Origin of the sequence: Parabacteroides hominis, assembly GCF_014287585.1 — a bacterium.
Classification (GTDB): Bacteria; Bacteroidota; Bacteroidia; order Bacteroidales; family Tannerellaceae; genus Parabacteroides; species Parabacteroides hominis.
On the sequence record NZ_JACOOJ010000039.1, the window covers coordinates 16,124 to 29,746 of the forward strand.

Sequence of the window (13,623 nt, forward strand, 5' to 3'; positions counted from 1 at the left end):
AAAAGTATAGCAGTATGAGAGATTATAATCTTGGTTTTATTTCCAATGAAAATATATATAATCATGTAAAGGAAACGGTTGAACTGTATCGTAATGAAATAGATTTACAGCAATTCAATAAAAACATCATTGATCCTATCAAACTGACATTTGATGCTAAGATATATGGCAAAGGTTTTGAAGAAATCATAGAATCAGAGTGTGTCAGGCAAATAGATAAAACAAATACGAACCATATTGGGTATTTCCATCAGAATCTTTTTAAATATGTAGGTAATGGATGGAAAGTGCCGGATAAGGGTTTTGATGTCATTAATGATGAACGGCATATTTATGTGGAGTTGAAAAATAAACATAACACAATGAATGGTGGAGCCGGGACAAACGTATATGCCAATATGCAAAATAAGATTTTACATGATGACCAAGCTGTTTGTATGTTGGTGGAAGTCATTGCTACGAAATCTCGAAATGAAAAATGGAATAAAGATGGTCTTTCCCATGAAAAAATACGGAGAGTCTCGATTGATAAGTTTTATGAAATCGTTTTCGGGGACAAGGACGCTTTTTTCAAGTTATGTAAGGCTTTGCCGGATATTTTGGATGATGTAATTGATGAATTGCAGCGGGGGTGTATTGTAAATAGTGTTTATGATGAATTACGTGAATTGTCGCCTGATACATTTAAAAGTTTGTATTTGTTGGCATTTAAAACGTATGCAGGTTTCCAAAACTTCTAAATTTATGGATGGTATAGTTTCAGCGGATAATTTTGCGAATATAATGGGCGTTTCCAAAGCTGTTTTGCAAAAATGGGAAAACAGTGGGACGTTCGTCCCGAAGAAGGATGGAAACGGAAGGAAGTTTTTTTATGTGAAAGATTTGCTTCATGTCCCTGAAATCAGGGAGATGGTCGATTCTTCATGGGAGCAGGAAATGGAAGTTTTGCCGTTACGTCCTTATACCTCGATTGAATTGTTTGCCGGTGCCGGTGGATTGGCTTTAGGTATGGAAAAGGCAGGCTTTTCGCATGTGCTGTTGAATGAAATAGACCATGATGCATGTGCCACCTTGCAATATAACAGGCCTGAATGGCGTGTGGCTGAACAGGATGTGCGCCAGATTTCGTTCAAGCAATTTGAAGGGAAGGTTGATTTCTTGTCCGGTGGTTTCCCATGTCAGGCTTTTTCGTATGCGGGTAAGCAAGGAGGCTTTAATGATACACGAGGAACATTGTTTTTTGAATTGGCTCGAGCTGTACAGGAAATCAAACCAAAGGTCTTCATGGGCGAAAATGTAAAGGGTTTGGCTGCGCATGATGGTGGGAGGACACTTGATACAATCAAAAATGCGGTAAAAGAGTTAGGATATACCTTGGTGGAACCAAGGGTTTTACGGGCAATCCAGTTCCGAGTCCCGCAAAAAAGGGAACGCCTCATTTTGATCGCAATCCGCAATGACCTTGCTGATAAGGTTCAATTTTATTGGCCTTCGCCTTTCCATAGGGTCATGACTTTGCGAGATGCTTTTTATAAGGGGGATTTATATGATTGTGATGTGCCGGCTTCCGATGGGCAAAAATATCCATTGAAGAAATTGAAGGTGATGGAAATGGTACCAATGGGTGGTTATTGGCGCGATCTGCCGATAGACGTGCAAAGGGAATACATGGGTGGAAGTTTTGAATTGGAAGGTGGTAAAACCGGAATGGCTCGTCGGCTTTCTTTAGATGAACCCAGTTTGACTTTGACTTGTGCTCCGGCTCAGAAGCAAACAGAACGTTGCCATCCGATAGAAACCCGTCCTTTGACGGTGCGTGAATATGCACGTATCCAAACTTTCCCAGATGAATGGATGTTCTCGGGGACATTATCTTCCCAATATAAGCAAATTGGTAATGCTGTCCCTGTAAATTTGGCCTATGCGGTCGGGCGTTCGTTGGTTCGTTTACTTAATGATATAGAACGGTTGTAAGATATCTTATTTAGAATGTTTGGTGCTTTGATATTCAACCAACTCTTCTGCTACTTTGCTGTTGGAGGGTTGGCTTTCTTCTATGTGGTATGTTTTTGACCTGTATTTGTCCAAGAATGATTTGTTTATCCAATATTCCATTTCTTTCAATGTATTTTCGCGTACTTCTTTTTTTAGTTGGCATTCCCAAATAGTCATGACTTTCCAGCCTAATTGTTTCAATGCCTCTTTGTCACGCATATCACGTTCTTGGTTCCGTTGTATTTTCTTTTGCCAATAATCGCTATTGGTATGTGGAATGTGTCCATCTATGCTGTGCCCATGCCAGAAGCAGCCATGTATGAAAATGGCGACACCGTATTTTTTCAATACTATGTCTGGCGTTCCAGGTAAGCCTTTCACATTTTTCCTATAACGGTATCCTCGCGCAAACAAGTAGCGGCGCACGATCCATTCAGGCTTCGTGTCTTTACCTTTGATACGTGACATTGTATAGCTCCGGCTTCCTTTTTTATACTTATTCACCATATTTGTTTGTCATTAATGAACTGGAATATACACCTACAAAAATAAGTAAAATAGAGTAATAAGGATAATATTTAAATAAATCCGTATATTAGTCGCTGTTAATAAAAACAGCAACATTATGGAAACTGCATTTTTCGTTTTGCTACTTCTTGTCGTGTGGATCAGCCTGCATAACTATATAGGTAAGGCAATTGCCAATATCGAGTCTCTCAAAAAAGAGATAGCCAGTCTAAGGAAGCAATTGGAAGGGCGGGAAATTGTAGCGGAGGAAGAGTGCCATATCCCGATTTTGTCTGTCGAAATAAGAGTGGATGAAGAGACTTCGAAGCCTGAGGTAAAACAGCCGGAACCGGAACCTCGGAAAGAACCTGTTGTTCCGGTGGCGCCCCCGCCTCTTAAAACGTGGACTCGTCCTAAGCCGGCGCCTCCCAAAAAGAAACGTAAACCGGTTAATTACGAAAAGTTTATCGGAGAAAATCTGTTCGGTAAGATCGGCATCCTGATATTGGTTATCGGCATGGGACTTTTTGTGAAGTATGCGATCGATAAGAATTGGATCAATGAGGTGTTCCGCACCGTGCTGGGCTTTGTGGTCGGCGGCGGTCTGCTGCTGATCTCGCAGAGGCTGAAGAAAACCTACCGGGCGTTCAGCTCCTTGCTGGCGGGCGGCGCTTTTGCTATCTTCTATGTCACGGTCGCGATGGCCTACCATTATTACGGGCTGTTCAGCCAGGCGACAGCCTTTGTCATTTTGGTGGTGCTTACGATCCTGATGTCCGTCCTTTCTGTTTTCTACAATCGGCGCGAATTGGCTATTATTGCGTTGGTAGGCGGTTTTATATCACCTTTCCTTGTCAGCAACGGCATGGGGAGTTACCTGGTGCTGTTCATTTATGTGACGGTTCTGAATACGGGTATGTTCGGTCTCTCCCTTTATAAGAGGTGGGGCGAGTTGCCGATTGTCGGTTTTGTTGCCAGCTACCTGATCCTGACGGGCTATTGGTGGACTGCCGATCTGGATGTGGCAGGGAATGCACAACTGATCCATCTGCTGCTTTTTGCTACTTTGTTTTTCCTGATTTTCCTCTTGCCGGTTGTATCTGTGTTCCGTTCGGACAGTCGGAAGATCAATCAGTTGCTCATGATGGTCGTGGTGCTGAATAATTTCCTTTACCTCTTTTTCTGTTTATGTTTCCTGCGGGAACTGCATCTCGAACAGGATATTAAGGGAGCGTTCACCTTGTTTATAGCAGTTGTGAACGGTGGGATTGCGTTTGCCCTGAACCGCAGGAGGGCGGAGAACGGTGTGTTGTATTCGGCGCTTATCGGTTTGGCGTTGACTTTTGTCTCTATCACGATCCCGATTCAGATGGACGGGACCTTCATCACGTTGTTGTGGGCTTGTGAGATGGTGATCGTCCTGTGGCTCTTTATCAAATGGCGGATACCGGTTTATGAATATTTTGTCGCGATCCTTTTCTTCCTGGCGAATGTCTCTTACTGGATGGATATCGAGCAAATATTGGGGGCCGGCATGCGTCCTTCCCTGTTCGCTAACGGAATGTTTGCTACCGGAGTGTCTGTCGGTGTGGCTTTTCTGCTGGTTGCCCGGCTTCTCTCCCGCGAGAAGGAGTTATTCACGACTGTTTCCGTGTTGAAATATTCCCCGTTCAGCGCATTGACCCTTTTGGACGGGAGCGTAGTCCTTTATGTGGCGTTTATGATCGAGTTCGCGCGGAATGTGGACGATTGGTATTTGTCGCAAGGGCTGATGCTGTCGTTTACCGCGGCAGCTTTGTTTGTGATGCTTTTAGGGATGAGGAGGCGTTTCCCGGTGGAACGTTATCATAGGTTGTATGCGTTCTCTTTGCTGATTCCGCTCGTATGGTATATGTATCTGCTGCTGACAAGCCGCTATTTTGTATGGACGGCTCTGGACTCTTTGGAATGGTTGGCCGTTATCATCCTGATTGCACATATCTGTTTGCTGGCAAAAGAATATTATGCTGTGTTCAATTACCGTACGAAAGTAGCCAGCCGGATGACCGTTTATATCAGCATCGTTTCCACAGCCTTGTTTGTGCTTGCCGTGCAGAGTCTGCTGAATCAGCTTTCCCTTTCCGACGAAGCGAGTGCCGGTTTCTCCATTTCCCTCACGGTTGCCGGATTTGCGGAAATGGCGATTGGCATGCGGCTGCACCTGAAGTCTTTGCGTATGATCAGCCTGACGACTTTCGGCATTGTCTTGTTTAAGTTGGTCGTGATCGATTTGTGGCTGCTGCCGACCATCGGAAAGATTATTATCTTTATCATTCTGGGTGTTATCCTACTTGTCCTTTCATTCCTTTACCAGAAGTTGAAAAAGGTTTTGTTTGAAGAAGACCGGGAAGAGTTGGCAAATAGTTAATACAATAACCCCAGATGGGTCCAGATTCTATTTCGGGTAAAATTCCGGATCGTTTTGATTTGACTTTTTGCCGGCTTTTTACCGGAATTGGTAACGATTGAAAAAACGTCGTAGGCGGGAAATGAAAAAACGATGTCTCTTTGTAATCAGATAGGAGGAAGAACGGATATTGTGGAAAACCTGAACTCCAGGAGAATCGCCTGTAATAAAAAAAGTCGAGACATTTCCCGTATATCCCAAACCGATTCCGGGGCTTTCCCGCCACGACGACTGTCTTCGTTTCCTTTACGACCGTCTTCGTCGCCGTCAAGACGGTCGTCATGCTATATACACTGCGCACTTCAGAGCAATTATGACCGTCTTCGTGGCAAAAAACTGCGCACCTCAGGCGACAAAGCCCTTTTTGCCCGCAAAAAAGCCGGATTACAGCCCTATTATTAAAGATTGTATATTGTTGTCAAGGAACCGGTATTTTACAATAAGACCTCTGTTTTTACGAAATCCATACTGTTCCTGTCTTATAGATACGTATCATTGCCGTTCTTGAAATTCATCAATGATAACACTAAAAGATCGTTCTTCCCTTAATTCAAAAAGATATTGCATCAAATTGGAGAAAGAAGCCATGCCTCCTTTTACTTATTTCAACCGCTGTTGAAAAAATAATGAATAAAACATTACAATGTAACTTTTTTCGAAGAATCGGTTCATTAGGGAATTTTCTGGAAATTTAAATTACTTGTTTAACCAATAACTATTACTATATTTGCATTGTGCAAATAGCACAATTGCGTTGTTTAACTGATTCTTTCAGAAAAAATCTGGAAAATTTATAGAAGAAGAATGAGTTAACGTATCCCGCATCGTATTTGTAAATATGGTGTGGGAGTATGTTGCTTATTTACTTCTACGGTTTTCCAGAGCCTTTCTGATAGATAAGTCACAGCTCTCACACTTCATATATAATTTAAAGATTAGAGTTTGGAGATCGAGAAGTTCGTGATTTAATTCACATTGAAAAAAATGCTGGTTGAAAAGAAAATACTATCCGACCATTTTGAAGAAATATATGTCTCTTGGTTTTCCCGGATGAAATATTTCGCTCTGGAATATGTCGTGTCAGAAGAAGACGCAGAAAATATAGTCCAGGACGTATTTACCGAACTGTGGGAAAAGAAAGAGATCTTGGCTTATGATGTGAATCTGGTCGCCCTGCTTTTTACCTCGATCAAGAACCGTTGTATCGACCTGTTACGCCACCGCATTGTAGTGAAGGAAGCTGTCAGCCTGATGCAGGAAGAATATCAGGCTACTTTGCGGATGAAACTTGCCTCCCTGGAATTATTCGATCAGTCCATACTCTCCGAGCAGGATATCGAACGGATCATTACCGAAGTGATAGACTCTCTGCCTGAAAAATGCCGGGAAATTTTTATCAAAAGCAAAATAGAGGGTAAAAAGCAGAAAGACATAGCAACCGAATTGAATATTTCCCTTAAAACCGTTGAAAACCAAATGGCTATCGCTTATAAGAAAATTAAAAGCGAATTGAAAGACTATCTCCCCTTATTAATATTTTTACTCGCTAATTAAAAAAATCCGTTTATCCTCTTGGGGGTTTTGGCTCCCTGATCCGTTTATTAAGAACAAAAGCGGAAAATATGAACGAACGGATACATAAATACTTTTATGAAGAACTTTCCACGGAAGAGCGACTATCCCTGCTGCGCGATGTCGAGGCGAACGAAGAACTCAAAAAAGAATTTGCAGAATATCAAAATCTATATGCCTTGTTGAACTTAGGACATCAGGTACAGGATAAAGCAATCGGCAAACAAAAATACGACCGCTTTATTTTGCAAAAGCAACACACCGTGATGTGGAAGCGTTGGACACGCCGGATCGGGTATGCGGCAGCTATTCTCATTTTAGTCGTTTCAACAAGTTTATTGACATATTGGTACGCGCAGCCTAAGCAAACGGACTTTTTATCGGAAAATGTGATGAATACTTTATACACTCCTGCCGGACAGCGGGCACAACTGGTTTTGCAGGACGGGACGGAAGTCTGGCTGAATGCGAAGTCGAAGTTGATCTATCCGGCCCGTTTCACCGGTGATAAAAGGAATGTTACGATCGAAGGGGAAGCCTTCTTCAAAGTAGCGAAAGATCCTTCCCGTCCTTTTATCGTTTCCACACATGATGTCGACATGAAAGTTTTAGGTACTCAGTTTAACGTGTGCAGCTACCCTGCGACCGGGTATGTACAAACCAGCTTGTTGGAAGGTTCCGTACGCGTTTTTTTCCGGGAAAGGGAGTCTGACGGGATCACTTTGAAACCGGACCAGCAGGTGACTGTCTCGAACGGGAAGATGAGGGTGGAACCGATTCGCCTGAAAGCTCATTTTTTATGGCGGGATGGCATCTATGCCTTTGAGAACGAACCTTTGATCAATATTCTGGAAAAGATGGAACTTTACTATGACGTAAAGATCATAGTAAAAGATACGTCCTTATTCAAAGATACTTATACGGGAAAATTCAGGCAGCGCGACAGCCTCGACGATGTTTTCCGCGTATTGCAGCAAATCCGCAAATTCAAAGTAGAGAAAGACACAGAGCGGAACATAGTGACCTTAAAATAACAACATGTCAAACATAAAAACGTATAGCCTATGATGAAAGAACAGTAGAAAAGAAAACGAAAGCGGCAGAAGCTACCAACAACTGCCGCCGGAGTTAAAGCAAACACAAGTCGTAATTATTTAGTATTCACTTTAAATTTAGAACAAAGATATGAAAAGAAAAACTTTGTTACAGTCCTTTATTGTGCATAATAACCGCATTAAAGATTTTTTTAGAATTATGAGAATATCACTTTTCCTTTTGTTTGTTTGTGTGTGCCAGTTAATGGCTGCTGATGCCGGGGCGCAAAATGCAGAAATCAAGATAAGCCAGAATAGTATGACTATCAGACAACTGGTAAAAGAGATCGAGGCACGGACCGAATACTTGGTTGTATTTCGAGATCAAGATGTCGATGTCAACCGGACCGTTTTTTTCAAAAAAAAGTCGGCAAGTGTTGCCAATTATCTGGAAGAGGTTTCCAAAAGTACGAATATTGGATACCGTTTTGAGAATAATTACATCACATTGGTACTAAAGACAAAAGCAATCGTTCAGGATAAAAAGACGATCACTGGTAAGATCGTAGATGCGAATGGTGAACCGATTATCGGAGCCAATATCGTTGAGAAGGGCACGACTAATGGTACGATAACCGATATAGATGGTAATTTCACATTGGAAGCTTCTGATAAAAGCATATTACTTGTTAGCTTTATTGGATATGCACCACGGGAAATCGTTGTGGGGAATCAACGGAATATTAATGTCAAATTGAATGAAGATACCGAAGTTCTGGATGAAGTGGTCGTTGTCGGTTATGGTACGCAGAAAAAGTCGGATGTAACAACTGCTGTTGCATCTGTTTCTTCTGAAAATCTGAAAAACCGTGCAGCTGTCAACTTTGGAGAAGCTATGGCCGGACAAGTACCAGGTGTATTGATCCAGCAGACAAACGGTGCTCCTGGTGGTGAGGGGCTGACGATAAAAGTTCGTGGTACCGGCTCTATTACACAGTCCAATGATCCTTTATATGTTGTGGATGGTTATCCGATGGAGGGCGGTGCTTTCCGCCTATTAAACTCTTCAGATATAGAAAGTATACAGGTTTTGAAAGATGCTTCCTCTACTGCAATCTACGGTTCAAGAGGTGCAAACGGTGTTGTCATTATTACGACGAAGAAGGGACAAATTGGGAAACCGACTGTACAATTGAATGCCTATGTCGGATTCCAGCAGCGTGAGAAGAAAATCGAGATGATGAACCGTGACCAGTATGTCCAATGGTTTGTTGACGGACGTAATCAAGCTTGGCTGGATGCAAAAGTTATTTCTTCGGATCCGAACCAGTCTCCGCATTCCATCAATGATCCAAATTCCCGCCGTGCTCTTTATTCCGGTGCGAGTAGCCAGTATATGATACCGGATGGAACGGGTAGTTATAAATATAATTTCCTTGATCCGGCTTCTGTAGCACAAATGCCGGATAATGACTGGCAGGATTTGTTGTATCGCAATGCCTTGACACAGCAGTATGAATTGTCGGTTAATGGAGGTTCTGAAAATACACGTTATACATTTTCCGGTAGTTATACGAACCAGGATGGTATCGTCCGTAATACAGATTATGAGCGTTTTAATTTCCGTACAAATGTGTCTTCTAAGATTGCTGATTGTTTGAATGTCGGGATGAGCCTGATGGCTTATTATGCAAATGGTACGGAACAGGCAAATGGTAAAGATTCTCCCGTCATGTATGCGTTGAACTTGCCGCCTATTTATCCATTATATAATGAAGATGGGACATACGGTTCGATGGTCCGTAACCCGGAAATTTTGGCAGGCGATGTGGCTAACCCGATCGGTATTGCAGATCAGGTTATGAATAAGCGCAAACGTCACGGTTGGTTGGGTACGATCTTTGCTGAATGGGAAATTATCAAGAATTTGAAATACCGTATCAGTATCAATGGTGGAATTCAGGATAATATCCAGAAGAAGTTCGAACCCTCTTATGTGGATTTCGACTCTTCGAAGGCTCCCCGTCCTGCAAAGGGCATCAACGAACGGTGGACAGATCGAGATTGGGTGATTGAGAATACATTGAACTATTCTTTTATTTTGGCGGACAAACACAGTTTCAATGCTTTGTTGGGATATACGACACAGTCTCATTCCTACGAACACATGAAAGGGGAAGCACGTGGGTATGCCAATGACAATATTACGACCTTGAATGCTGGAACCATGTATGCGTTGACGAGTGACGAATCAGAATATTCCATGATCTCTTATCTGGGACGTATCAATTATGTATATGACAATCGGTATATGTTGACGACTACTCTTCGTAGTGATGGTTCTTCTCGTTTCGGACGTAACAAGAAATGGGGTACTTTCCCTTCTGTCTCCTTAGGTTGGCGTATCTCACAGGAGAAATTCATGCAGGGGGTAAAACAGATTAGCGATTTGAAAATCCGTGCCAGCTTCGGTATCTCTGGTAATAACCGTATCGGTAACTACTCGGCTATCGGTTTGCTGTCTACCGGTTTCTATCCGACAGGTGATGCTGTACAAAACACGGTAAATCCGAACACGATGCCGAATGATGATTTAGGTTGGGAACGTACCCGCCAGTATAATGTTGGTTTTGAATTAGGTTTGTTCAACAATCGTATCCGTTTGGAAGGTGATTTCTATGATAGTCGCTCCATCGACCTTTTATTGAATGTGCCGATTCCAACAATTACAGGTTATTCTTCCCAGATGCAGAACATAGGTAAGGTCCAGAATAGAGGTATGGAGTTTACATTGAATACCAAGAACTTCACAGGACGTGATTTTACATGGTCCAGCAACTTTAATATTTCATTCAATAAGAATAAGGTGTTGGAAGTAGGTGTGGATGGAAGACCTATTTATGGAAGTGCTGCTAATGCGAATAACGCGTTCATTACGAAACCGGGATATCCGATCGCCAGTTTTTATGGCTATAAATATTTAGGCGTTTTTCAGAGTGAAGAAGAATTGGCCAAATATCCACATTTAAGTGGTGATAAAGTGGGTGATGGGCATTATGAAGATGTAAACAAGGATGGTAAACTGGATCAAAATGACAAAACAATTTTAGGTGATAATAACCCATTGTTTACGGCTGGATTTAGTAATTCTTTCAGATACAAAAACTTTACGTTGGATGTTCAGTTTACAGGTTCTTATGGAGCGGAAGTCTTTAGTTTCTACAAGCGTATGTGTGGTATTTATCATGGTGACCGTAATGGTTTGATTGAACAGCTGGGACGTTGGCAATCGAAAGACCAACCGGGTGATGGCATTCACTTCCGTCCGACACGTACGCCGTCGGGATGGCAACGTGACCCGTCTTCCGCTTGGGTACAGGATGCTTCTTATCTGCGATTGAGGAACTTGACTTTTGGGTATGATTTTGACCAGAAAATGATAGAAAAGATGAAAATGAAAGGGCTACGTTTGTATGTGACGGGACAGAATCTCTTCACGATTACAAACTATGTTGGTTATGATCCGGAGACCAGCAGTGAAAGCGGTCTTTCGCAGGGTGGTGACTACTTGGGATATCCGGCTGCCCGTTCTTTCATCATCGGTGCTAATATTACATTTTAATTATCTTTAAATACGATTCAATTATGAAAAAGAGATATTTATTATTTGCAATGCTTCTGTCATGTATGTCTTGTAGTGATGATTTTATTACCAAGAATCCTCCTTCAGATCTGAACTCGGATGGTTTTTACAGGACAGAAATGGATATGAACCAAGCTGTATTGTCGGCTTACGGGAATTTACGTTCCCTTTACAACCAACAGTATGTCCGCTTGGGTGAAATTCGCTCGGATAACACAACGTATTCTTGGTTGAGCGGAAATCCGGCAAACGAAAAAGGAATTGATGAATTCTCATCTCCTTTATTGCCGGAAAATAATTTCCTGGCCAGCTGTTGGGATGATAGTTATAAAACGATCCTGCGCTGCAATATCGTGATTGGAAGGATTGAAAATATCGAATTTAAAAGTGAAGCATTAAAAGCTCAATATACGGCGGAAGCACGATTCTTGCGTGCATTGATTTATTTCTATCTGAATCGGATATTCGGAGGATATGGAGTGAATGGAGAACTGCTGGGCGCTATTAAAGTGGATAGGGAGATTACACAGGCGGAAGCCTATGAAATGGGAAGAAATTCTCTTCAGGAAATGTATGACCTGATAATTGAAGATTTGAAATATGCAGAAAACAATTTGCCTGAATCATACGGCTCTACTGATATCGGACGTGTAACGAAAGGTGGTGCGACCGCGTTATTAGGAAAAGTCTATATGACGATGGCCGGCTATCCGTTGAATAAAGGAGACGAGTATTATAAATTGGCAATCGACCAGTTTAAATCTGTAATTGGCAATTCTCGTTATTCTTTGGTCTCAACCTATAAAGATTTGTTTGAAGTATCCAACAAGAACACGTCGGAGTCCCTTTTTGAGGTCCAATATAAGAAAGGAACGCAGGGTGGAGCTACCGGTAGTCCTTGGAATAATAACTTCGCACCTCGTTTTTCTGATAAGGAAGTTGTGTTGGTGGGAGATAAAGGAGGAGAAAATTCACCTACGCAAGATATGTCCAATGCTTATGAAGTTGGTGATCCGCGTAAATATGTTTCCATGCGTGACGGTTGGATGAATGCAAAGACGGGAGCTTGGGAAAATGAAAAGTATGTTTGCAAGTATTATGATGTCTCATCAAGCGGTTCGGACAACGATAACAACTGGATCGAATTACGGTTGGCCGATATTTATCTTTTATATGCCGAAGCTCTTGTCCGTACGAATGGTGATAAGCAAACTGCTATCGACTATGTAAATAAAATTAGAGAACGCGCACGTAATACTCCGGGAGATCCTGAGATTGCACCTGCTGCGGATTTATTACGGGATTATACGCTTTCAGATTTCTCAACCTCTAACGACTTGTTATTGGCTATAGAAAAAGAACGTCGTGTGGAACTGGCTTTCGAAAACCACCGTTGGTTTGACTTGGTGCGTACGGGACGGGCAAAAGATGTTATGACAGCTGAACAAAAATTTGATGGTTATTCAGACTTTACTTGGAGCGATGATGCTCTTGCTTATCCTATTCCGATGACTGTCATGCAGTCTAATCCTGGTAAGATTATTCAGAATAAGGGATATACGCAGTTGTAATTGATATAATGAGGGTGTATTGGCACCCTCATTATAAACTTGTAATTTGTTAATGCCATGAATAAAATAAGTTTTGCTGTAAGCTTCTTGTTATTAGTTGTCTGTACATCTTTTGCACAAAAAAATAAGAAAGAGTACACAATATCGGATTGCATTACTCCTTTTTCAGAAGAGTGTGTGATTAAGAATAGTACAGGCTGGGCTTTCTGGTTTATTCCTGCTGATGGAATTGCGGATACTCTTTCGGTAAAGATGTCGTGTGTAGATAAGGGAATAAAGACACATGAACCTCATTCTCATTTTGAAGACGAACTTTTTTATATGGTCGAAGGGACATCCATCATCCATTTGAATGGCGAAGAGCATGTTCTCAATCAGGGGGATGCTTTTTATGCTCCGGGAAATTCTTCTCATAATATTCGAAGGGTAGACGATAAACCGATCAGGTATCTGATGTTCAAACGTGAAATACGGGGAAAATTGTCAAAACCTTTTTTACCGGGGAAAGAAAATTATTCTATGAAAGACTGCTTGATTCCTTTTGATCATTCGCTTCATATCCAAAAAGACGGGAGGCAAAATATGTGGTATCTGACAAAAGAAATGTCGGCTGGAGGTTTGAACGCCCAGTTACATGTTTTTTCAGATTCATATCTATATAAGCAAGACGATTATTCGGGGCAGGAGGTCTTTTTTATACTGGAAGGGAAAGCCGAAGTATCTATTAATGGTGAAAAACGAATTATTGAAGCGCTTTCGTGCTGTTATTGCTCACCTAATTCAAAACATAGTATTCGAAAGGTCGGTGGAGATAATTTAAAATTTATTGTAGTAAGAACAAAATAATAGAAATGG

At 41.8% G+C, this 13,623-nt stretch carries 9 protein-coding genes; 8 read left to right on the plus strand and 1 reads right to left on the minus strand.

Going from position 1 to position 13,623, the window contains the following annotated elements:
- Positions 1-14 precede the first annotated feature (14 nt).
- A complete protein-coding gene (locus H8S65_RS17215) occupies positions 15-740 on the plus strand; it encodes an Eco47II family restriction endonuclease (RefSeq protein ID WP_186931097.1) in 726 nt (241 codons plus the stop codon).
- A 4-nt stretch (positions 741-744) separates the two neighbouring features.
- Positions 745-1,974, plus strand: coding sequence for a DNA (cytosine-5-)-methyltransferase (gene dcm, locus H8S65_RS17220; RefSeq protein WP_186931098.1), 1,230 nt, complete (start codon positions 745-747; stop codon positions 1,972-1,974).
- Positions 1,975-1,980: 6 nt separating this feature from the next.
- On the opposite strand, the gene H8S65_RS17225 is transcribed toward dcm, so the two are convergent.
- Positions 1,981-2,502, minus strand: coding sequence for a very short patch repair endonuclease (locus tag H8S65_RS17225; protein WP_222616312.1), 522 nt, complete (start codon positions 2,500-2,502; stop codon positions 1,981-1,983).
- A 118-nt stretch (positions 2,503-2,620) separates the two neighbouring features.
- Between H8S65_RS17225 and H8S65_RS17230 the strand changes: the two genes are divergently transcribed.
- The 6 genes from H8S65_RS17230 (at position 2,621) to H8S65_RS17255 (ending at position 13,614) form a co-directional block, all read left to right on the plus strand.
- On the plus strand, positions 2,621-4,909 hold the full coding sequence (locus H8S65_RS17230; protein WP_186931099.1) for a DUF2339 domain-containing protein: 2,289 nt from the start codon (positions 2,621-2,623) through the stop codon (positions 4,907-4,909).
- A gap of 1,023 nt (positions 4,910-5,932) precedes the next feature.
- A complete protein-coding gene (locus H8S65_RS17235) occupies positions 5,933-6,502 on the plus strand; it encodes an RNA polymerase sigma-70 factor (RefSeq protein WP_186931100.1) in 570 nt (189 codons plus the stop codon).
- A gap of 68 nt (positions 6,503-6,570) precedes the next feature.
- Positions 6,571-7,554, plus strand: coding sequence for a FecR domain-containing protein (locus tag H8S65_RS17240; protein WP_186931101.1), 984 nt, complete (start codon positions 6,571-6,573; stop codon positions 7,552-7,554).
- A 220-nt stretch (positions 7,555-7,774) separates the two neighbouring features.
- Positions 7,775-11,176, plus strand: a complete 3,402-nt coding sequence (locus H8S65_RS17245) for a TonB-dependent receptor (RefSeq protein WP_255489301.1) — start codon at positions 7,775-7,777, stop codon at positions 11,174-11,176.
- 23 nt (positions 11,177-11,199) lie between these two features.
- On the plus strand, positions 11,200-12,768 hold the full coding sequence (locus H8S65_RS17250; protein ID WP_186931103.1) for a RagB/SusD family nutrient uptake outer membrane protein: 1,569 nt from the start codon (positions 11,200-11,202) through the stop codon (positions 12,766-12,768).
- 57 nt (positions 12,769-12,825) lie between these two features.
- Entirely contained in the window at positions 12,826-13,614 is a 789-nt protein-coding gene (locus H8S65_RS17255) for a cupin domain-containing protein (protein WP_186931104.1), read from the plus strand.
- The last annotated feature ends 9 nt before the right edge of the window (positions 13,615-13,623 follow it).

Coding starts and splice junctions, on each gene's coding strand:
- H8S65_RS17255 (WP_186931104.1), top strand. CDS start 12,826: ATGAATAAAATAAGTTTTGCTGTAAGCTTCTTGTTATTAGTTGTCTGT.
- dcm (WP_186931098.1), top strand. CDS start 745: ATGGATGGTATAGTTTCAGCGGATAATTTTGCGAATATAATGGGCGTT.
- H8S65_RS17225 (WP_222616312.1), bottom strand. CDS start 2,502: ATGGTGAATAAGTATAAAAAAGGAAGCCGGAGCTATACAATGTCACGT.
- H8S65_RS17235 (WP_186931100.1), top strand. CDS start 5,933: ATGCTGGTTGAAAAGAAAATACTATCCGACCATTTTGAAGAAATATAT.
- H8S65_RS17240 (WP_186931101.1), top strand. CDS start 6,571: ATGAACGAACGGATACATAAATACTTTTATGAAGAACTTTCCACGGAA.
- H8S65_RS17230 (WP_186931099.1), top strand. CDS start 2,621: ATGGAAACTGCATTTTTCGTTTTGCTACTTCTTGTCGTGTGGATCAGC.
- H8S65_RS17245 (WP_255489301.1), top strand. CDS start 7,775: ATGAGAATATCACTTTTCCTTTTGTTTGTTTGTGTGTGCCAGTTAATG.
- H8S65_RS17250 (WP_186931103.1), top strand. CDS start 11,200: ATGAAAAAGAGATATTTATTATTTGCAATGCTTCTGTCATGTATGTCT.
- H8S65_RS17215 (WP_186931097.1), top strand. CDS start 15: ATGAGAGATTATAATCTTGGTTTTATTTCCAATGAAAATATATATAAT.